The 19364-nt window shown below is 59.8% G+C and carries 18 protein-coding genes; 11 read left to right on the forward strand and 7 right to left on the reverse strand.

The window, feature by feature from the left end:
* Positions 1-45: 45 nt before the first annotated feature.
* The gene (locus GSQ80_RS21585) at positions 46-1206 is read right to left on the reverse strand and encodes a ferritin-like domain-containing protein (protein WP_158789704.1); all 1161 of its coding nucleotides are present in this window, start codon (positions 1204-1206) and stop codon (positions 46-48) included.
* 349 nt (positions 1207-1555) lie between these two features.
* On the reverse strand, positions 1556-2362 hold the full coding sequence (locus GSQ80_RS21590; protein ID WP_158789948.1) for a dolichyl-phosphate beta-glucosyltransferase: 807 nt from the start codon (positions 2360-2362) through the stop codon (positions 1556-1558).
* 236 nt (positions 2363-2598) lie between these two features.
* Between GSQ80_RS21590 and sppA the strand changes: the two genes are divergently transcribed.
* From sppA to GSQ80_RS21605, 3 genes are all read left to right on the forward strand, one after another.
* Positions 2599-3678, forward strand: a complete 1080-nt coding sequence (sppA, locus tag GSQ80_RS21595) for a signal peptide peptidase SppA (RefSeq protein ID WP_158789705.1) — start codon at positions 2599-2601, stop codon at positions 3676-3678.
* Positions 3679-3890: 212 nt separating this feature from the next.
* Complete coding sequence (locus GSQ80_RS21600) at positions 3891-4250, forward strand: HU family DNA-binding protein (protein ID WP_158789706.1); 360 nt, start codon at positions 3891-3893, stop codon at positions 4248-4250.
* 105 nt (positions 4251-4355) lie between these two features.
* Positions 4356-5555: a sulfite reductase flavoprotein subunit alpha gene (locus tag GSQ80_RS21605; RefSeq protein ID WP_158789707.1), complete on the forward strand. Its 1200-nt coding sequence runs from the start codon at positions 4356-4358 to the stop codon at positions 5553-5555.
* Positions 5556-5621: 66 nt separating this feature from the next.
* On the opposite strand, the gene GSQ80_RS21610 is transcribed toward GSQ80_RS21605, so the two are convergent.
* Positions 5622-6062: a DUF6526 family protein gene (locus GSQ80_RS21610; RefSeq protein ID WP_158789708.1), complete on the reverse strand. Its 441-nt coding sequence runs from the start codon at positions 6060-6062 to the stop codon at positions 5622-5624.
* A 61-nt stretch (positions 6063-6123) separates the two neighbouring features.
* Between GSQ80_RS21610 and GSQ80_RS21615 the strand changes: the two genes are divergently transcribed.
* Positions 6124-6999 carry a deoxyribonuclease IV gene (locus GSQ80_RS21615; protein WP_158789709.1) on the forward strand — a complete coding sequence of 292 codons (876 nt, stop codon included), beginning with the start codon at positions 6124-6126 and terminating at the stop codon, positions 6997-6999.
* Between the two features lie 132 nt (positions 7000-7131).
* On the forward strand, positions 7132-7929 hold the full coding sequence (locus GSQ80_RS21620) for a hypothetical protein (RefSeq protein WP_158789710.1): 798 nt from the start codon (positions 7132-7134) through the stop codon (positions 7927-7929).
* Positions 7930-7959: 30 nt separating this feature from the next.
* On the opposite strand, the gene GSQ80_RS21625 is transcribed toward GSQ80_RS21620, so the two are convergent.
* The gene (locus tag GSQ80_RS21625; protein WP_158789711.1) at positions 7960-9552 is read right to left on the reverse strand and encodes a carboxylesterase/lipase family protein; all 1593 of its coding nucleotides are present in this window, start codon (positions 9550-9552) and stop codon (positions 7960-7962) included.
* Between the two features lie 114 nt (positions 9553-9666).
* Between GSQ80_RS21625 and leuS the strand changes: the two genes are divergently transcribed.
* The 5 genes from leuS to GSQ80_RS21645 are packed head-to-tail and all read left to right on the forward strand — an operon-like array spanning position 9667 to position 15315.
* Entirely contained in the window at positions 9667-12315 is a 2649-nt protein-coding gene (leuS, locus tag GSQ80_RS21630; RefSeq protein WP_158789712.1) for a leucine--tRNA ligase, read from the forward strand.
* Complete coding sequence (locus tag GSQ80_RS21635) at positions 12315-13250, forward strand: hypothetical protein (RefSeq protein ID WP_254059843.1); 936 nt, start codon at positions 12315-12317, stop codon at positions 13248-13250. Before leuS ends, GSQ80_RS21635 begins: the two co-directional genes overlap by 1 nt.
* Positions 13251-13298: 48 nt before the next feature.
* Positions 13299-13472, forward strand: coding sequence for a hypothetical protein (locus GSQ80_RS22940; protein ID WP_174241375.1), 174 nt, complete (start codon positions 13299-13301; stop codon positions 13470-13472).
* Positions 13473-13505: 33 nt separating this feature from the next.
* A complete protein-coding gene (gene guaA / locus GSQ80_RS21640) occupies positions 13506-15101 on the forward strand; it encodes a glutamine-hydrolyzing GMP synthase (protein WP_158789713.1) in 1596 nt (531 codons plus the stop codon).
* 4 nt (positions 15102-15105) lie between these two features.
* Positions 15106-15315, forward strand: a complete 210-nt coding sequence (locus GSQ80_RS21645; protein WP_158789714.1) for a hypothetical protein — start codon at positions 15106-15108, stop codon at positions 15313-15315.
* Here the strand turns inward: GSQ80_RS21645 and GSQ80_RS21650 are convergent.
* Positions 15312-15605, reverse strand: coding sequence for a DUF167 domain-containing protein (locus GSQ80_RS21650; protein ID WP_158789715.1), 294 nt, complete (start codon positions 15603-15605; stop codon positions 15312-15314). The genes GSQ80_RS21645 and GSQ80_RS21650 overlap by 4 nt on opposite strands.
* A complete protein-coding gene (locus tag GSQ80_RS21655) occupies positions 15602-16339 on the reverse strand; it encodes a YggS family pyridoxal phosphate-dependent enzyme (RefSeq protein ID WP_158789716.1) in 738 nt (245 codons plus the stop codon). Before GSQ80_RS21655 ends, GSQ80_RS21650 begins: the two co-directional genes overlap by 4 nt.
* 250 nt (positions 16340-16589) lie before the next feature.
* Between GSQ80_RS21655 and GSQ80_RS21660 the strand changes: the two genes are divergently transcribed.
* Positions 16590-17579 (forward strand): outer membrane beta-barrel protein, encoded by a 990-nt coding sequence (locus GSQ80_RS21660; protein ID WP_158789717.1) that lies wholly within the window; start codon positions 16590-16592, stop codon positions 17577-17579.
* Between the two features lie 59 nt (positions 17580-17638).
* Here GSQ80_RS21660 and GSQ80_RS21665 read toward each other — a convergent pair whose 3' ends face one another.
* Positions 17639-19261, reverse strand: coding sequence for a cellulose synthase family protein (locus GSQ80_RS21665; RefSeq protein ID WP_158789718.1), 1623 nt, complete (start codon positions 19259-19261; stop codon positions 17639-17641).
* Positions 19262-19364: the final 103 nt, after the last annotated feature.

Below are 19364 nucleotides of genomic sequence, written 5' to 3' on the forward strand. Positions count from 1 at the left end.
CGTACAAACCTGGGAGAGATGCAATAGAAACTCGGAGAGAAAAAGTTAGAACGCCAGGCGGATTGCGGCATCGGCTCGTTCGGCCAGGCCTTGCAGGGTGTTGAGGAACAGCTTGCTTTGGCCGGTGAAGAGGCCATCGGCGGTGAGGCTTGCGACAGCCGCAACAGCGCCCGCAAATCTATCGGTCAAGGGACGAATGATCGCGACATGAGGGAGGTCAGGGCTGATGAATTCGCAGGGGACGGGGAAGATGAGGCTGGGTTGAACGAGTGTAGCTGGTTTGAGTGGAGGATTGTTGAAGAAGTCGGGAAACGATAGGCCGGAAATGGGGTCCTTGAAGGGCGCGACAGGTTGCTGGACACCATTGCCGGCGAAGTCGACCCATTCGAGGAAGTGAGCGATTTCGTCACCGCCAATACCGAGGGTGATTTGCAGCACCTCCGGGTCAGTCACTTTTTGACTCATCGCGGCGTAGAGGCTCGATCCACCTTGTTCAATCATGCCGAAGTGGAAGGCGGCTACATTGGCGATGGCCTGGATGTGCTCGTTGCCTTGGAAGTTGGAGTTGGCTGCGCCATTGAAGTCGGCATCGTTTCTGGGGATGGCGGTTACGTTGTTGAGGGTGATGGCCTGCGGAAAGGAGGCGCCGAGGTCGGGATTGGTTGTGCTGCGGTAGCGAACGAACCAGCTAGTATCAACATTGAGGTGCATGAGGTTGGTGAGGCGCGGCTTGAGGGAGGAGCCTTGCGCGGTGCTGCCTGGCAAGGTTGCGAACTGGCTGAGGTTGACGGGCTCGGCACCCCTGGATTCGAGATAGGCATTGAGGAAATTAGCGTGGCTGACTTCATCGAGGGTGTTGCTGGTGATGTACTGCGGGCCGTCGGTATCGAGGTTCGATAACGCGACTTGATAGTTGTTGAGCGGCGGGGTTGGGGTTGGATTGACCTCGATGGGCTGGTTGTTGCCGATGCCGCCGAGTTCCGCATACTGCGTCCAAAGGTCAGACTCGATCAGTTCTGCAGCCGCCAGAAAACGGAGGATGGCGATGTCCCCCTCATTGAGTCTGCCGCGCTCTTGTGCACGAGCAGAAGTTCCATTGGTTAACAAACCGGCGCCCACTGCTGCTGCGCCTCCTGCCAGTATGCCGCTCTTCATAAATGAACGGCGGTCGACTGGACGCTTGGTGTTGATCACTGAATTTTTCATCGGTGTCTGCCTGTCGTGATGTTGTGAAGCGAGTCGCTTGTTTTGGAAGTGACCCGCGGTTCACAATAGGCGCGCGAGAGAGCCGTGCGTGTCGCGGAAATGTCAAACGAATGTCTTTCCGCGCGTGTGAAAACCAGCTGATTTATTTGCGATAAATTGATTCGTTTTATGTCATCGCGGCGGAAGTTTTCTACGTCCAAGGCAAGGCTGACGATGGTCCTGCGCGGACGGCGAGAGTTTTTGTGGTGGGGATGGAGAGGGGCGGGGCGGTCGCGCTTTGCGCGATACCTACCCTGTCCGGCGGTCAAGACCGGCAGACGAGAATGGGGCACCCGGTTCTGTGGAAGGTTTAGCTGGCTTCGGCATGGTCTACGCGTTCTACGGGCGCGGTGACCATCTTGCTGGTGTCTTTCATCGCGGCGATGGCTTCGTCGTAGCGGCCGCGGACGGAGTTGGTGCGGATTTGACCCATCTCTTTCAGCATCTGCGTGCCGTCTTTGAGGTAGCTGATGCGGCTGCGCTCATCGTGGCCCCAGGTTACGGGGACTTCGACGATGGTGTATTTGAGCTTGCGCGCGATGAAGAGGATTTCGGGGTCGAAGCCCCAGCGCTCGATAGTCTGAAGGCGGAAGATGGTTTGCGCAGCGTCACGCTTGAAAGCCTTGAAGCCACACTGCGTGTCCTTGAAGGGAAGGCCCATTACTTTGCGGGTGACCCAGTTGAAACATCGGCCGAAGAAGCGGCGGTAGAGAGGCTGATGGACGGTCTGCTTTTGCTTGTCGAGCCAGCGGGAGCCGATGGCTACGTCGGCGCCGGCGTCGATTGCGGCGATGAGGCGCTCGGCTTCTTCGATGGGGGCGGAGAGGTCGGCGTCGGTGAACATGACGATGTCGCCGGAGGACTGGAGGAGGCCGTTGCGGACCGAGTAGCCTTTGCCGCGGTTGCCGGGATTCTGAATGAGATGGAGGCGGGGGTGCGAGGCCATCCATTGCTGGACGATTGCTGGAGTGTTGTCGGTGGAACCGTCATCGACGACGAGGATGTCGGCATCCCAGGAGCGGGCATCCACGCAAGCGAGCACACTGGCGAGGGCCGCTTCGATGCGAGCGCTCTCGTTGTAGGCGGGGATGACGATGCTGAGGCGCGGAGGAGGCATAGAGTTGGGTGGCCGATCCGGGTGGGGGAGTTCCATGCGATGTCCTCTGCGGGCGGTTGGCGGATGGCATGCAGCCGCGGGATCACGACAGAAAAGATGCACTGGAACACTGAGCCCGGGTCGCCTTCCATCCTATGATATTTGTTAGACGGGCGCACGGGTGGGGAGCGTCGAAAATATGTGGCGCGGGTGGCACGCCGGGACGGTGGCGCGGCGTAACTGATAGACTCAAGGCCATGTCGGAGCCGTTCACCCCGCCACCAGCCCCGCAGCAGGATCCTCGCCAAACACAAGGCCAAGCGCCGTATCAGACGCCGTACCAGGCGCCGCGGCCGGAGTTTCGCGGACCGTATCCGGCGGGCTATGCGTATGGGCAGGGAGTGCCGGCTGGCTATCCGCCGAGGAACTCGGCGTGGCCATGGGTGGTGCTCACCCTCGGGATCTTCGCGCTAGGATTGATTGCCCTGAGCATCTTCTTTGCGTCGCTGGCGAAGACCTTCAATATGGATGCCGGCGGCAGCAATATGAATTTTGGCAATGACTCGATTGCCGTGATCGACATCTCCGGTGTGATTACCGATGCAGACACGGAGAAGATCAGCAAGCAGTTGGAGCGGTACGGAAACAACGGCAGCATCAAGGCGATCATCCTGCACATCGATTCGCCGGGCGGTGGGGCGGCGGCGTCGCAGGAGATTTACCACGAGGTGCTGCGGATTCGGGAGCAGAAGCATAAGAAAGTGATCGCGTCGGTGGAGTCGGTCGGGGCTTCGGGTGCGTACTATATCGCTTCGGCTTGCGACAAGATCTATGCGAATCCAGCGTCGGTGGTGGGATCGATTGGGGTGATCATGGAATGGACCAACTATGGCGACCTGATGAAGTGGGCAAGGCTGAAGCCGGTGGTGATTTCGCATGGAGAACTGAAGGATGCGGGCGATCCGACGCGCGATATGACGCCCCAGGAGCAGGCGTATTTTCAATCGCTGGTGGACAACATGTACGGGCAGTTTGTGCATGATGTCGCGGTGGGACGGCACACGACGGATGCGAAGATTACACCGCTGGCGACCGGCCAGGTGTGGACGGGACAGCAGTCTCAGCCGCTGGGATTGATTGACGCGCAGGGTGGATTTCGTATGGCGTTAATGGATACGGCACGATCGGTGGGAATTTCGGGGGAGCCAAACGTAGTTCGTCCGTCTAAAGAGAAGCGGGGCGTTTTGGGTCTGCTGAATGATGACGCGGACGGAATCTTCACAAACCCTACGCAGATGCTCAATCGTTCGCCCGGTTTTTATTTCCTCTGGAAATAGGCTGCGCCGTCGATTGGCGGCAGAGGGACGGACGTCGTAGCGGGGAATGTTCACAGAAGGACAGAATAGTCGGGTTACGATATGGTGCTATAGTGAAGCAAATGCGGGCTTTGCGGTAGTGAATGCGGTTTCTCCCAGTTTGCCGCGTCCTTCCGGGGACGGCACACGTCAACAGGTTGAGCTAGTGCCAACACGTTACTGCAGGAGGGTACATGACGAAAGCGGAATTAGTCGATCACGTGACTGCCCTAGGGGATCTTACTCGCCGCGATGGCGAGGTGATTGTCGAGACGCTGTTCGACTCCATCATCGAAGCATTGAAGAGCAACGATAAGGTTGAGGTTCGTGGATTCGGGAGTTTCCGTTCACGGCAACGCAAGCCGCGGACTGGGCGCAATCCGAAGACCGGGGAATCGGTCGCGGTGCCAGCCAAGCGGGTGCCGTACTTCAAACCGAGCAAAGAGCTTCGCGACCTGGTGAATCCGGGCGAAGCGAATGGCGCGGGGAAGAAGAAGACGGCGGCCGCACACGAGGCGCATGTCGTTGATCCGCATCATCCTCCCGCGATGTAGCCGTTTCTGGCGACAGAGCGGGGATTAATGTTGGCGGAACGTTTATCGGGCGTTGGTGTTTTTGGTCACACCGCGCCGCGCCTGATTCACTATAATTTTAGAAATATGAGCGAATCCACGTTGACTGCCCCTCCAGAGACCACCACCGATAGCACGGTTATCGTTTACAGCAAAACTAACCCCTACCCTGCGACCGTGTTGGTGAATGATCTTCTCACTGGGCCCCAGTCGGAGAAGGAGACCATCCACATCGAGATGGAGCTCGCCGAGGGCATGACGTATACGCCGGGTGATGCGTTGGGCGTGGTTCCGGCGTATTGCGAAGAGGCCGTTAACGATGCGCTGAAGGCGTTGGGATTCAGCGGCGACGAGACGGTGATTGAGCCGGTGAAGGGCACGGACGGCAATAAGATCACGGTGCGCGAGGCTTTGACCTCAAAGCTGGGTATTGGCAAGCTGGCGCGCGGCGCCGTGAATCAGTATGCGAAGCTGGCGGGCGAGAATACTCCGGAAGGCCTGAAGGCGCTGTTGGGGACAGAGAATAAGGTCGCGGCTGAGGCGTATGTGTGGGGCCGTGAGTTTGTTGACCTGGTGACGGACTTCCCGGGCGTGGTGAAAGACCCGCAGGATCTCTTCAACATTTTGCAGCGGTTGATGCCGCGGATGTACTCAATTGCATCGAGCCAGACAGCGCATCCGGGGCAAGTGCACCTGACGGTGCGCGTGGTGTTGTATGACGCGCACGGGCGGCATCGCCAGGGCGTGTGCTCGAGTCTGCTTGGGCATCGCGCGCCGGTCAACGGTAAGCTGCCGGTGTTTCTTGAGAAGAATGACAAATTCCGTTTGCCCGTGGATACGAATCTGCCGGTGATCATGATTGGACCGGGCACGGGTATTGCGCCGTTCCGTGCGTTTCTTGAGGAACGTGAGACGCGGGGCCACAAGGGCGACAATTGGCTGGTGTTTGGCGATCAGCGCGCGGCTTCGGACTACTTGTACAAGGATCAGTTCGAGGGAATGCAGAAGAGCGGCTTGTTGACCAAGCTGCAGACGGCGTTCTCGCGCGACCAGGCGACGAAGATTTATGTGCAGGATCGTCTGCGCGAAGCCAGCGATGAGCTCTTCGCATGGCTGGAGCGCGGGGCGCACTTTTATGTGTGCGGTGACGCGAGCCGGATGGCCAAGGATGTTGAGCAGGTGCTGCTCGAGTCGATTGCCAAGGGGATCAATGGATCGCCAGAGCAGGCGGCTGAGTATCTCAAGAAGATGAAGGCAGACCAGCGGTATCAGCGCGACGTGTACTAGAGATTATTGGAAGGCAACAGCAAAGGCCGCCCGGGTGGGCGGCCTTTGTTTTTGGGTGCGAGATGGTTAGATGCGCTGGTTGTCGGGGCGCCAAGTGACGATGGCTTGCTTGATTTGCTTGCGGTCGAGGTGCTCAGTGATGGCGCGTTGAGCGAGGGCCGCGACTTCGGCATCCGAGGCGAAGCGGAGGCCGACGTACTGATCGACGGTGAGGGTGTCGATGAGACCGAGCTGATCTTCGGAGAGGAGGTCGGCGAGGCGAAGCTGCTCTTCCAGACGGATGATGCGGTCTTGATTCTTCAGGGCGTAGCCGCGGCAGAGGCCAGCTATGACGAAGAGCACGATCGACATCACGATCCACCAGAGGTAGTGGTACATGTGGCGCGGCCAGTAATGGACGGTCGTGTAGATTGAGAAGATCAAATTGAGCAACAGCAGTGGAATGATGAAGAAGTGAAACTGCGGGTCGAATCGCGCGTGATTCTTGAAAGACTGTGGTTGAGCCATAGGCGATGATAGCGCGCGGTGGGCGTGATCGTCTGCATCCTGCTGCGGTAGTCTTGATTTTATGGCAAAGAAACGGATTGGCGTGCATGTAGGGACGGCGGGGGGATGTTTTACGGCGGTGCAGCGGGCGGCGGATGCGGGGGCGAATACGTTTCAGATCTTCAGCTCGAGTCCGCGGCAGTGGAAGGCGGCTCCGGTAAAGGCAGAAGATGCCGCAAAGATGCGGGAGGCGCGGGCGCGGCTGGATGTGAACCCGGTATCGATCCATGCGAGTTACTTGATTAATTTGTGCTCGCAGACGGAAAGCGTGCGGGAGAATTCGGTGGACGCGTTTCGGGGAGAGGTGGAGCGGGCGCTGGCGCTGGGCGCGGAGTATTTGGTGCTGCATCCGGGGAGCTGGAAGGGACTGACTCGCGAGGAGGGGCTAAGGCTGGCGGCGCAAGGGATCGAGCGTGCGATTGGAACGTTGGGCGGCGGGGTGAAGTGGCAGGACCATAACTTCAGGATCCTGATTGAGAACACTGCGGGGGCGGAGTTCTCGTTGGGTGGAAGCTTTGACCAGGTGGCGGAGTTGGTGGCGACGCTGCAGGCTTGCGCGCCGATGGGGGTTTGTCTGGATACGTGTCATACGCATGTCGCCGGGTATGACATTGTTACGACCGAAGGGTATGAGGCGACGATGCGGCAGGTGGGAGAGACGATGGGGTTCGACGCGGTGAAGGTGTGGCATTGCAATGATGCGAAGGCGCCGATGGGGTCGAAGCTGGATCGGCATGAACATATCGGGGAGGGGACGATTGGGGCGGCCGCGTTTAAGCGGCTGTTGCATGATGCGCGGTTTGAGCATGCGGCGTTTATTGCGGAGACGCCGGTGGATGATCCGGGGGACGAGATGCGGAATGTGATGGCGTTGCGAGCGCTGTCGGCGGGGTCCTAGGCGGACGGCCAGTGGCTTCGCATGGCGGGGTAGAAAGTCGATGGGAAAGTTGATGCTCAGGCTGGGTGGAATTTGATATCGTGGAGGGCGATCTACCGTACCTGTGGCTATTGAGTTTTACGGAGACGACCGATGCGAACTGCGACGTATCGTTGGGTAGTGGGTGTGCTCGGAGTGATGGTGTTGGGTGGCGTGGCCGGGGCGCAGAGTGCGGAGCCTGCATGCACCGTGGGGGTTCAAAGCTATTCCGTCTATAGCGCGGGGGGAACGCACGGCGGCCCCTATACGGCGACGGCGAAGCAGAGCTTCGAGCAGCGGCTGCCGGATGGCAGTTACGTGCGCGGTTCTGTGCGGACACATCAGGCGCGCGATTCGGCTGGGAAGACAATGTCCGAATCAGAACGTGGCTGCCAACGCGACGAGAACGGTGTGCCGCAACCGAAGTTCGGTGTGGGGGTTATCGATCAAACGAAGAGGGTGTCGATCAGTTGGGAGATTGGCGTCGGTGCGGATGATGTCGTCCGGATTTTCCATATGGGGGATCCTCCGAAGCCGTTGACGGCGGAAGAATTGGCTGCGCAACGGAAGAGATTCGCACAGCAGCAACCTCCGCGTTATTCGTCGAAGAGGGAAGACCTTGGAATGAGAACGATTGCAGGCGTGGACGCGCACGGATCAAGAGTGACGCAGACGATTCCTGCGGGTGCGGAGGGCAATGAGCTTCCACTGGTGATCGTGAGTGAGACGTGGAATTCGAAAGAGCTTGGGCTGATTCTACTTGGAATGAGGGATGATCCCAGGCGCGGGAAGACGACGTTTGAGATTGAGGAACTGACTCAGGGTGAGCCCGATCCTACTTTGTTTGTGCCGCCGGCTGGGTACAAGATCGTGGATCAGAACCCGCCAGTAGATAACGCGACCAAGCCCTAGGTGCTTCGTAACGGGCTTGGTCGGGGCGAGTTATTGGGCTACTGGTTGGGACCAGACGCTGTCCAGGAAGAGGTAGCGGTTGCGCTGGATGTCGGGTTTGGCCTCGGAGGGGACGCTTAAGTGCATGACTTGCCAGTCGGTGGCGGGCTTGTAGGTCGGCCAGGTGGGAAGGTTCGGTGAGTTGGGGTTGCCGTTGCGGGCGAAGTTGGTCCAGTACTGCTGGACCTGGTCGGAGAGGGTGCGGTCCTCGGGACGGATGGTGGCTTGCTGGCGAGAGTCGAGAGTGCCGAAGACGTACTCGATGTCGTCGGAGTGGAAGGCGCCGGTGCCGGCTGGATGGAACTTGTCGCCGGGGGCGGCGAGGTCGAAGCGGTAACGGTAGACGGGGGCCTGGCCGGTTTTGACCTGCGCTTCGAGCCAGGCCCAGGTGGAGTAGGCGATGAAGCGGTCGCTGACGAAGTCGCCGGCGGATTGGACGGCTTCCGCATCAGTAGTAGCCGGGTAGACGGCGAGGAAGTCAGGCGCGCGGGCGCCGAAGTCTTTGGTGGCTTGCGCGGTGAAGGTCGCGACGGTAGTTGGGACGGGGCTCATGGTGATCATGGAGCGGACTTCGTCAGCGTTCCAACCGGCGAGGAGAGGAATTTTGGCCTGGTTGCCGGCGGCGTAGATTTCGGGGACGGATTGAGGGAGGAAGTAGCCGTCGATGTCGGGACCGAAATGGGGCGGGGGCGGGGTCGTGTGGGCGCTGGCGGCTTTGATGAGGTCGTCGGCGGAGATCTTGCGGAGGTCGGCGATGGTGGAGGCATTGAAGGCGGTCTGCGCGAAGGCTGCGTCCTCCTGCTCAGTTTTGGCGAGGCTGGGATAGGGGACGCCGCTGGAGTGGAAGGCACCGCCGCTTTCTCCGATGGCTTTAGCGATGAGGGTCTTGGAGAGGGGCGAGGCCATCTGTGCGCTGACGGAGAAGGAGCCTGCCGACTCGCCGAAGAGGGTGATGTTGTTGGGGTCGCCACCGAAGGCGGTGATGTTGCGGGAGACCCAGGCGAGGGCGGCGGCCTGGTCGAGGAGGCCGTAGTTGCCGGCGGCGTGGTGTGGCGATTCGGCGGCGAGGTCGGGATGGGTAAAGAAGCCGAAGATGCCGAGGCGGTAGTTGAGGGTGACGATGACGACGTTGCGGTGGGCGAGGAACTGGCCGTCGTGGCGGGGCTCGGAGGCGGAGCCTGAGTTGTAGCCGCCACCGTGGAACCAGACCATGACGGGGAGCGAGCCGGGCGCGGCTTTGGCGGGAGACCAGATATTGAGGGTGAGGCAGTCTTCGCTGGGACCGGCGTCGGCGAAGGTCATGTCGGGGTAGGGGTTGGTCTGGTAGCAGTGGTGGCCGAAGTCTTTGGCGACGAGGGTGCCGAACCACTTGGCGGCGGGCTGCGGCGGCTGCCAGCGAAGGTCGCCGACGGGCGGTGCGGCGTAGGGAATGCCCTTGAAAGCGCGGACCTGGTGGTCGGTGGTATAGGTGCCCTCTACGCCGCCTTTGTCGGTTTTGATTTTGAGGGGGTCGGAGGCGAAGGCGGTGCTGGTGACGAGGGTGAGAGCGGCGAGTGCAAGGGGTAGACGGCAGGACAAGCGCATGGTTTCTCCAGAGAGACAAGCTACCATGGTCCCACGTGGACGGCGAGGTCCTGCGCGGACGGCAGGCTGCTTCGCGCGGTGGGGCCATGGATTTATTTTTCTTTACAATGAGGTATGGACGAGTCAGGGACAACAAAAGCCGCTGTGGCTTCGGATGGAAGCGGTTCGGATAAGAACGAAGTGCAACGCTATAACCCAGCGGAGATAGAGCCGCGCTGGCAGGCGAAGTGGGATGCGCAGCCGAATCTTTATGCTGCGGAGCCGCATACGAGTGGGAAGCCGAAGTTTTATTGCCTGGAGATGCTGCCGTATCCGAGCGGCCAGCTGCACATGGGGCATGTGCGGAACTACGCGATTGGCGATGCGCTGGCGCGGTTTATGCGGATGCGCGGATACAACGTCCTGCACCCAATGGGGTGGGACGCGTTTGGATTGCCGGCGGAGAATGCGGCGCTGAAGAACAATACGCCTCCGCGCGAGTGGACGCTGAAGAATATTGCGCAGATGAAGGTGCAGATGCAGCGGATCGGCTACAGCTATGACTGGGCCGGGACAGAGATCGCTACGTGTCTGCCGGAGTACTACCGCTGGAACCAGTGGTTCTTTTTGAAGATGGTGGAGCGTGGGCTGGCGTATCGGCGATCGAGCAAGGTGAACTGGTGTCCGCAGTGCGCGACGGTGCTGGCGAACGAGCAGGTGATTGGCGGGTGTTGCTGGCGGCATGAAGACCAGATCGTGGAGCAGCGCGAGTTGGAGCAGTGGTTTCTGCGCATCACGAAGTATGCTGATGAGTTGCTGGATGGTTTGGATACGATGCCAGGCTGGCCTGAGAAGGTGCGCACGATGCAGCGCAACTGGATTGGGCGGAGCGAGGGCGCGGAGGTGGAGTTCCGCGTGACCGCGATGGCGAACACGCCGGCAATCACGGTGTTCACTACGCGCGTGGATACGATCTTTGGGGCCACGTCGATCCAGTTGGCTCCCGAGCATGCGCTGGTGAAGGAGTGGGTGAAGACGGATGCGCAGCTGGCGTCCGCTGTGGACGCGATGATTGCGGAGCAGAAGGTCGCGCGTGAGACTGGTGATATCGGCAACATCGAGAAGCATGGCGTGGCGACGGGGAAGACCGCGATCAATCCGTTCAATGGCGAGACGCTGCCGATCTGGGTGGCGAATTACATTCTGGCCGACTATGGCACGGGCGCGATCATGAGCGTGCCGGCGCATGATGAGCGGGACTTCGAGTTTGCGCAGAAGTATGGGTTGGCGGTAAAGCGGGTGGTCGCTCCGAATGTGGATACAGACAAGCTGGCGCTGCCGTATGGCGAGGAAGATGACGCGGTGCTGATTGACTCTGGCGAATGGACGGGCGAGGCCGTGCTCGAAGCGCAGGAGAGGATGGCACGGTTCGCCGAGGAGCATGGGTTCGGGAAAAAGACGACGACGTATCGGCTGAAGGACTGGGGCGTGAGCCGGCAGCGGTATTGGGGCACGCCGATTCCGATGGTGTACTGCACGAATGGGCATGCCGCGGGCGCTGGCCATGAGGGCGTGAAGGCTGGTGGTGTGGTTGCGTTGCCGGAGAGTGCGCTGCCGGTGCTGCTGCCTGAGCAGATTGAGATTACGCAGGAGGGCGGGTCGCCGCTGGGGAAGGTGCCGGAGTTTGTAAATACGACGTGTCCGGTGTGCGGTGGTCCGGCACGGCGTGAGACCGACACAATGGACACGTTTGTCGATTCGAGCTGGTACTTCTACCGCTACACGGATGCGCGGAATTCGACGGCGCCATTTGATTCGGAGAAGGCGAATTACTGGTTTCCGATTGACCAATATATTGGCGGCGTCGAGCATGCGATTTTGCATTTGATCTATTCGCGGTTCTGGACGAAGGTGATGCGCGACTTGGGATTGATTGCGAATTCGGAGCCGGCGGAGCGGCTGTTTACGCAGGGGATGGTGATCAAGGATGGCGCGAAGATGTCGAAGTCCAAGGGCAACGTGGTGAGCCCGGACTTAATGATTGAGAAGTATGGTGCGGATGCGACGCGGATGTATGCGCTGTTTGCGGCGCCGCCGGATCGTGACCTGGAATGGCAGGAAGAAGGCGTTGCAGGCATCAGTCGGTTCCTGGCGAGGGTGTACCGCCTGGTTGGTAAGTACGCGCCGAACGTGCAGTACATCGAACATGGCATGCATGCAGATGAGATTGCGCCGGAGCAGTTCGCGGGGCAGACAGCCGCGGGCGCTGCGCTGCTGCGGACGCTGCATCAGACGATTGCGAAGATCACTGAAGACTTTAACGGGCGCTGGCACTTCAATACGTGCATTGCGGCGATCATGATTTTGGTAAACGAGATTTATGCGGCTGAAGCGGCGATGGATTCGGGCGAAGTATCTTCCGCCACGATTGCGGAGCTGCTGCGCACGCTGACGTTGCTGCTGGTGCCGTTTGCGCCTTTCATCGCGGCCGAGCTTTGGAAGGATCTGGGCGAGACGACGGATGTGTTTCAGCAGCCGTGGCCTGTGGCCGATAAGGAGCTTGCGCGGGAGAGCGAAATTGAGATTCCGGTGCAGGTGAATGGGAAACTGGCGACGGTGATCAAGCTGGCAGCGGATACGGATGAGGCGGCGCTCGAGGTTGCGATTAAGGCTGCGTCGCTGGCGGACGAGAAGGTTGCGGCGCGCTTGATTGGGAAGACGATTGTGAAGCACCTGGTCATCAACAAGCCGTCGGGTAAATTGGTGAACCTGGTGGTGAAGTAGTGGCGGCGAGTGCCGACGCAAAGATTCGGGGGACGGAATCTTTCATCGGCGTGATGAGTGAGGTGTGGCAGCGACCTTCGCTGGCGGGGCTGGAGATTGCTTGGCGCTGGCTAGTGGGCGTCATTGTACTCTTCCTCGGAGGCATCGCGTTTGGGGGTTACGGGGCAGAGTTTGGAGTCGACGCCACGGCGTTGCGTGGTGCATCCGTCTTCCAGCCTGTCGCTGCGATCGACGGCCTCCATGCCGCGGCGACCTCACTTTTGGTTTGGGCATTGCCGATGCTTCGCTGGCTGGTTCCGATGGCGGTCATGCTTTGGCTTCTCGGCGCGGCGTTGGGGCGAACTTTGGTGTTGCGGCGCCTGGATACTACGCTTCAGCCTCGGCGCATTTCGATGCTGGTGCTAGGAGCGCTTCGGGCGGGACTGCTTGCCACGATGTGGGGACTGTGGGCGTGGGGTGTTGGGGTAGCTGTGCGGATCAGCATTACGGGGCCGGCAGCGCGGCAAGTTGAGCCGAGCATTGTGCTCTTCTGCGCGATGCTGATTGTGGGGACGCTGGCGATCTACGTCCTGTGGGCTGCGGTGAGTTGGCCGCTTTATCTGGCGCCGCTGCTGGCGATGCAGCTTGGGCTGGGGCCGGGGGGCGCGCTGAAGGCGGCGTTTCGGAGCGGTGCGGTGCGGGGAAAGCTGGTCGAGATCAACATGGTGATGAACATCGTGCGGATTGCGCTGATCGTTCTGGCGATGGTGTTTTCGGCTTCACCGCTGCCGTTTTCCAGTGTGGAGACGCAGACGTTTCTGAACTGCTGGTGGGGTGGGGTCGGCCTAGTGTACCTGGGGATGTCGGATTATTTTCATGTGGTGCGGTCTGCGGCTTATCTGTCGCTGTGGCGGGCCTACAATTTTCCTGATTCCGGCCGCACGCGAGGGGACTAAAGGGCATCTATCTTCCGAGAGCTCCTTTTCGCTCTGGAGGAGAATGTCATGTCGTTCGCTCTTTATGCTGTCGGGACGCTCATCCTGATTATTGGCGTGCTGTATATCTGTCACCTGGTGCACCTACCGCAACACTGGACGATTGCGCTGGCAATCCTGTTATTTGGCGGTGGATTGATGGGTGCGGTCAGCTCGACGCGGCAGCGGGATAAGAGCGAATAAATCGCCCACAGGCGGCCGATTTACACTGAATACGTGGATACTCCTGGCACGTCAGCTCCCGTTACCCCGGTCTCATCGACCATTGTGATTTTGGATTTTGGCTCGCAGTACACGCAGCTGATTGCGCGGCGGATTCGCGAGTTCAACGTGTTCTCGGTGGTGCTTCCGTGCACGACGCCGCTCGAGAAGATTCTCGCGCTTGAGCCGGCGGGGATTGTGCTGTCCGGCGGGCCGTCGAGCGTATATGACGACGCGGCGCCGAAGGCCGATAAGGCGATTCTTGAAATAGGATTGCCGATACTTGGAATTTGTTACGGGCTGCAGTTTATGACGCATCACCTGGGTGGCCGTGTGGTGCCGGCGGACGCCCGCGAGTATGGGCATGCCGAGGTGAATGTGGTGGATGAGACTCCGCTGTTTAGCGGGCTGCCGGCGACGATGTCGGTGTGGATGTCTCACGGAGATCATGCGGAGACGCTGGCACCAGGATTTCGGGTGACGGCGCGGACGTCGAATGCGATTGCGGGAATTGCGGATGAGACGCGCAAGATGTGGGCGGTGCAGTTTCATCCGGAGGTTGCGCATACGAAGCAGGGAATGGAGCTGCTGCGGAATTTCGCGGTGGATATTTGTGGGGCGAAGCAGGATTGGACGCCGGAACATTTTATTGCGTCGACAGTGGCGAAGATTCGTGAACAGGTGGGACCGACTGGGCATGCGATCTGTGGGCTGAGTGGGGGCGTGGATTCGAGTGTGGCGGCGGTGCTGGTGGCGCGGGCGATTGGGGAGCGGCTGACTTGCATCTTTGTGAATAATGGCGTGCTTCGTAAGGATGAATTTGAGAAGGTGCAAAAGACGATGCGCGAGGAGCTCAACCTGAATGTGGTCGCGGTGAACGCATCGGAAAGATTTCTGGGTAAGCTGGCTGGCGTGACCGATCCGGAGAAGAAGCGTAAGGCGATTGGCAACGAGTTTATTGCGGTGTTCGATGATGAGGCTAAGAAGATTTTTGAGGCCGAGAAGTCTTCGGGGGAAGAAGTAGCCTGGCTGGTGCAGGGGACGCTTTATCCGGACGTGATCGAATCGGCTAGTGTTCATGGGCCTTCGCACGTGATCAAGAGCCACCACAATGTGGGCGGGCTGCCTGAAGACATGAAGCTGAAGTTGATTGAGCCGCTTCGGGATTTATTTAAGGATGAGGTACGCAGGATTGGTCGAGACCTGCAGATGCCGGAAGAGATTCTCGAGCGGCAGCCGTTTCCTGGGCCGGGGTTGGCGGTGAGGATTCTCGGAGAGGTGACGCCGGAGCGGGTTGCGATTCTGCAGGAGGCGGATGCGATCTGCACCGCGGAGATCAAGCGCGCGGGACTCTATCGGAAGGTGTGGCAGAGCTTTGCTGTGCTTCTGCCGATCAAGACAGTGGGCGTGATGGGCGATCAGAGAACGTATGCGTACACGTGTGCGATTCGTGCGGTGGAGAGCGAGGATGGCATGACGGCGGATTGGGCGGCGCTGCCGTACGAGGTGCTGCGCGCGATCTCGAGCAGGATTGTGAGCGAGGTGCGGGGAATCAATCGGGTGGTGTATGACATTACGTCGAAGCCACCCGGCACTATCGAATGGGAATAACGCGATGCGCGTTGCGGTGCGAGCGCTGGTGTTGGTGGTGGTGTTTGCGGGCGTGGGGTGGTTCACCGCGCGGGCGGTGATGGATCACGTGGCTAGTCGGGGAGCGATGCAGCCGGAGGTGCGGCTGTCGGGGGCGATGGCGGGGTTATTTGCTGGCGGAGCGGTGACGCTGATTGTGGGGATCGCAATGGCTTGGTCGCGCGGAAAATCTTAGGCGGGTTCGAGTGCTGCGGTAAGGGATTCGGGGGTGAGGCCTTCGAGGTGCATCGTTTTGGAGCGGCTGGTCGCGCCGGTGGTGAGCGTAATGGCTGCGCGGGGGATGCTGAGGTGTTCGGCGAGGAAGGCGATGAGCGCGGCGTTGGCGCGGCCGTCTGCGGGCGGGGTGGTGAGAGATATTTTGAGGGCGCCGTCGTGGGTGCCGGTGATGGCATTGCGTCGAGCGCCGGGATGAACGCGCACGTTGAGGGTGCAGCCGTTGGTGGTGGCGCGCAGGGTGAGGCTCATGCGTAGGTGCGCTTGCCGAAGATGGCGGTGCCGATGCGGACGGTGGTGGAACCTTCTTCGATGGCTACGGCGAAGTCGTTGGACATGCCCATGGAGAGGTCGGTGAGAGTGGGGTAGAGGGTGAGGTGCTCGTCACGCAGGTGGCGCAGATGCTGGAAATATGGGCGCGCGGTTTCGGGGTTTTCGTCGAAGGGCGGAACGGTCATGAGGCCGCGGGGTTGGAGATGCGTGAGCGGCTGGAGCGCCCGGAGGAGCGCGGGGAGATCTTCGGGGGCGAGGCCATGCTTGGTGTCTTCGGGCGAGAGTTTGACTTCGATGAGGATGCGGAGAGTTTTGCTGAGAGACTGCGCGGCGGCGTTGAGGCGTTCTGCAGTTTTGAGGGAGCCGAGGGTGTCGATTGCGTCGAAGATCTCGGCGGCTTTGGCGGTCTTATTGTTTTGCAGCGGACCGATGAGGTGGGCCTGCGCTGCCGGCGAGGGGCTTCGCGTGGACTGCGACGAGCCGCTGGGTGGAAGGGCAAAAAGGTCAGATAATTCGGCGCGTTTGGTTTGCCATTCCTGGACGCGATTTTCGCCAAAGAGGCGCTGGCCGGCCTCGTAGGCTTCACGGACGGCTTCGGCGGGATGCATCTTGCTGACGGCCATGAGGGCGACGGTGCTGGGGTCGCGGTGGGCGCGGGCGCAGGCTTCGGCAATTTGGTTCTGTACCCGTTCGAGGTTGGAAGCTATGGACATGGTTAGTCAATAGTGTACGAGGGTCAAGGCAGGGGTTTGATATTGAAGACACGAGGTTTAGCGGCCGTACGTGGGGCGAGATGGGTTTGCAGGCACTCACGGCACGAAAAAAGTAATCCTGCGGCAAAAAATCCTCGTCCAAGGGAGTACGGTGATAAGACTGCCGATTCATCAGACGGCCTAAGGTACAGCGGAGACGCTTGTTCGGTAGCTGCTTGCTGTTCCTGGCCGCTGACTTACAGGAGTCCATATGTTGAAATTTATCGAATTCTCAGAGAATCCGCGCGGGTGGTCTGGGTCGTACCTCTCTCGTGTTGCGCGGCGTGTTTTGGCAGTCGCGGCGGTGGTTGGCGCTGGCGCCGGAATGATGAGCGCTCAGAGTAACTTTGCGGCTTCGGGCGTGAGTGACCCTAGTGGCCCAGCCTATTCGTCGAGTGCGGCTGAACAAACGGAGGCGCTTGTGGTTGCGCCGCTGCCGGACTTCAGCAAGATGATCACGGGGGCGGGGGGAGGCCATGCGCAGTCTACTGCTCGGCCGGGATACCGTCCGAATGGCACGAATGAGGATGACTCGCTGAAGTGGACGGCGTATGGCGGCGCGGGCGCGACGGTGCCGATTGCCAACACGTCGAATTATCTAACGCCGAACTTCAGCATCCAGATAGGTGTGGGGCCGCGCCTCAATAAGCACATCGCGATCCCGTTGGAGTTTGATTGGGATCAGTTCGGATTCACCAAGGGTACGCTCGACAACCAGATTGGCATTTACGATTATCTGTTCGGCGAGGGCGCGGTGGATAATCTGCTGGATGGCAACAGCCACATCTGGTCGTTCTCCGTGCAGCCGACCTACACGATTAACACGGGCGGTACGGTGGAAGCGTATGCGAAGGTAGGCTTTGGTTTCTATCACAAGGTTGCGAACTTTACGCTGCCGAGTGCGCAGTTTATCTGCTACTACTATTGCGGTATTTACTACGCGAACTACAACCTGGATTCCTACACATCGAATGCGCCAGGATTCGACGCAGGCGTTGGGTTTACGTATAAGCTTTCGCCCGACTCGCATGCCCGTTTGTACGTGGAAATGCGGTATGTGTTCATCAATAACAAGTACCGCCCCGGCATTGTGAACACGCCAGAAAGCCTTGCCACGATAACCGACAGCACGACGAATTTCTATCCGGCGAATAGCAATCAAACAGATTATCTTCCGCTCACGGTTGGAATACGGTTCTAAGAAGGAAAGCAGCTTAAAAGAAAGAGGCCCGCGATTGCGGGCCTCTTCTTTGTGCGGGTCTAGACGCCGACGGGGTAGGGTTTCTCGTGGATCTCGTCGCCATCGGAGGCCTTGCGTTCGAAGAGGCCCTGGAAGATGCTCAGTAGACCGGTGTACCAGTAACCGAGGACGAAGAGCATGAGAAAGGGAACCGTAAAGTAGTTTTCGGTGGAGACGGCGTAGTAAATCGTCGCGGCAAAGTAGCAGCCGATGAGGAGCTCGATCCAGGGGATGATGCCGAGGCGCTTGCGATATTTTTTGGCCTGCGACTTTTCGCCCTTCAACTGGACGCGATATTTGGGAGTGCGGGCGAAGGCGCTCTTGATGCCGAAGAGCGCTTCAAGGACGGCCTTGGTGTTCGTGACCGAGAGGCCGACGCCGAGCGACATGAGGAACGGGAGGTAGAGGAAGGTCTTGTACCAGGTGCGCGGGTAGAGTTCTTTCTGGCTGACGAGATAGAAGGTGGAGACGCTCATGGTAGAGGCCATGAAGAGCGGGAAGTCGATGAGCATCATCTGCAGCGGACCCTGCCAGGAGCGGATGATCATGGCGGGCATGAGCAGCACGGAGAGGATGATCATCAGAGGATAGCTGATGTTCGCGGTGAGGTGATACCAGGCTTCGAGTTTGGTGTGGAAGGGGACGTCGGAACGGAAGACGTTGGGGAGAACTTTTTTCGAGCACTGGATGAGGCCCTTTGCCCAACGCGCCTGCTGGGTCTTGAAGGCGGTCATCTCAATGGGGAGCTCGGCGGGGCACTCGACGTCTTGCAGGTATTTGAACTTCCAGCCTTTGAGCTGCGCGCGATAGCTGAGGTCGGTATCTTCGGTGAGGGTATCGTGCTGCCAGCCGCCGGCTTCGTCGATGGCCTGGCGGCGCCACATGCCGGCTGTGCCGTTGAAGTTAAAGAAGACGCCAGCGCGGGAGCGGCCACCGTGTTCGAGGACGAAGTGCCCGTCGAGGAGGATGGCTTCGACTTGCGTGAGGAAGCTGTAGTTGCGATTGAGGTGCGTCCAGCGGGTTTGCACCATGCCGACTCCGGGTTCGGAGAAGTGGTGAACGACGCTGCGGAGCCAGGTGGGAGGCGGGACGAAATCGGCGTCGAAGATGGCGATGAGCTCGCCCTTGGCGGTGCGGAGGCCTTCTTCAAGCGCGCCGGCTTTGTAGCCGTGGCGGTTCGTGCGGTGCAGATAGTAGACGGGCTGGGGGTCGAGGCCCTGGGTGCCGGCGGCGAAACGCGCGACCATGGCTGAGGCCACGCCGACGGTCTCGTCGGTGGAGTCGTCGAGAAGTTGGATCTCGAAGCGGTCGCGAGGGTAGTCGAGGCGGCAGCAGGCGTCGAGGAGACGGTCGATGACGAACTGCTCGTTGTAGATGGGGAGCTGGATCGTGACGAAGGGGAGATCTTCTTCGGCGAAGGTGGAAGGGGGAAGGTTGGAGTGGGACTCGTTGCGCTTGTTGCGGTAGTAGAGCCAGACTAGCTGGTAGCGATGGATGCCGTAGAAGGCGAGGATGATCATCACCAGGAAGTAGGGGATGAGGAGGCTGATGTCGAAGGCGTTCCAGCGATAGACGTTACGGAAGGTGTGATCAGCGTAGTGCGTCTTCCAATAGTGCCCTAGACCGCGCGAGGTGAGGAGCATGGCGAGCGCATTGAGTTGGCTGAGCAGAAATTTCTCCGGTTGCTAAGGTGTGAGCTTCGATTTTACGCGATGCGCTTCTGTTGGTTGAGATAGTTGGTCAGGT

The sequence above is a fragment of the Granulicella sp. L46 genome (assembly GCF_009765785.1).
Classification (GTDB): domain Bacteria; phylum Acidobacteriota; class Terriglobia; order Terriglobales; family Acidobacteriaceae; genus Granulicella.

Coding starts and splice junctions, on each gene's coding strand:
- GSQ80_RS21615 (WP_158789709.1), top strand. CDS start 6,124: ATGGCAAAGAAACGGATTGGCGTGCATGTAGGGACGGCGGGGGGATGT.
- GSQ80_RS21620 (WP_158789710.1), top strand. CDS start 7,132: ATGCGAACTGCGACGTATCGTTGGGTAGTGGGTGTGCTCGGAGTGATG.
- GSQ80_RS21645 (WP_158789714.1), top strand. CDS start 15,106: ATGCGCGTTGCGGTGCGAGCGCTGGTGTTGGTGGTGGTGTTTGCGGGC.
- sppA (WP_158789705.1), top strand. CDS start 2,599: ATGTCGGAGCCGTTCACCCCGCCACCAGCCCCGCAGCAGGATCCTCGC.
- GSQ80_RS21605 (WP_158789707.1), top strand. CDS start 4,356: ATGAGCGAATCCACGTTGACTGCCCCTCCAGAGACCACCACCGATAGC.
- GSQ80_RS21590 (WP_158789948.1), bottom strand. CDS start 2,362: ATGCCTCCTCCGCGCCTCAGCATCGTCATCCCCGCCTACAACGAGAGC.
- GSQ80_RS21665 (WP_158789718.1), bottom strand. CDS start 19,261: ATGCTCCTCACCTCGCGCGGTCTAGGGCACTATTGGAAGACGCACTAC.
- GSQ80_RS22940 (WP_174241375.1), top strand. CDS start 13,299: ATGTCGTTCGCTCTTTATGCTGTCGGGACGCTCATCCTGATTATTGGC.
- GSQ80_RS21655 (WP_158789716.1), bottom strand. CDS start 16,339: ATGTCCATAGCTTCCAACCTCGAACGGGTACAGAACCAAATTGCCGAA.
- GSQ80_RS21660 (WP_158789717.1), top strand. CDS start 16,590: ATGTTGAAATTTATCGAATTCTCAGAGAATCCGCGCGGGTGGTCTGGG.
- leuS (WP_158789712.1), top strand. CDS start 9,667: ATGGACGAGTCAGGGACAACAAAAGCCGCTGTGGCTTCGGATGGAAGC.
- GSQ80_RS21600 (WP_158789706.1), top strand. CDS start 3,891: ATGACGAAAGCGGAATTAGTCGATCACGTGACTGCCCTAGGGGATCTT.
- GSQ80_RS21610 (WP_158789708.1), bottom strand. CDS start 6,062: ATGGCTCAACCACAGTCTTTCAAGAATCACGCGCGATTCGACCCGCAG.
- GSQ80_RS21585 (WP_158789704.1), bottom strand. CDS start 1,206: ATGAAAAATTCAGTGATCAACACCAAGCGTCCAGTCGACCGCCGTTCA.
- GSQ80_RS21650 (WP_158789715.1), bottom strand. CDS start 15,605: ATGAGCCTCACCCTGCGCGCCACCACCAACGGCTGCACCCTCAACGTG.
- GSQ80_RS21625 (WP_158789711.1), bottom strand. CDS start 9,552: ATGCGCTTGTCCTGCCGTCTACCCCTTGCACTCGCCGCTCTCACCCTC.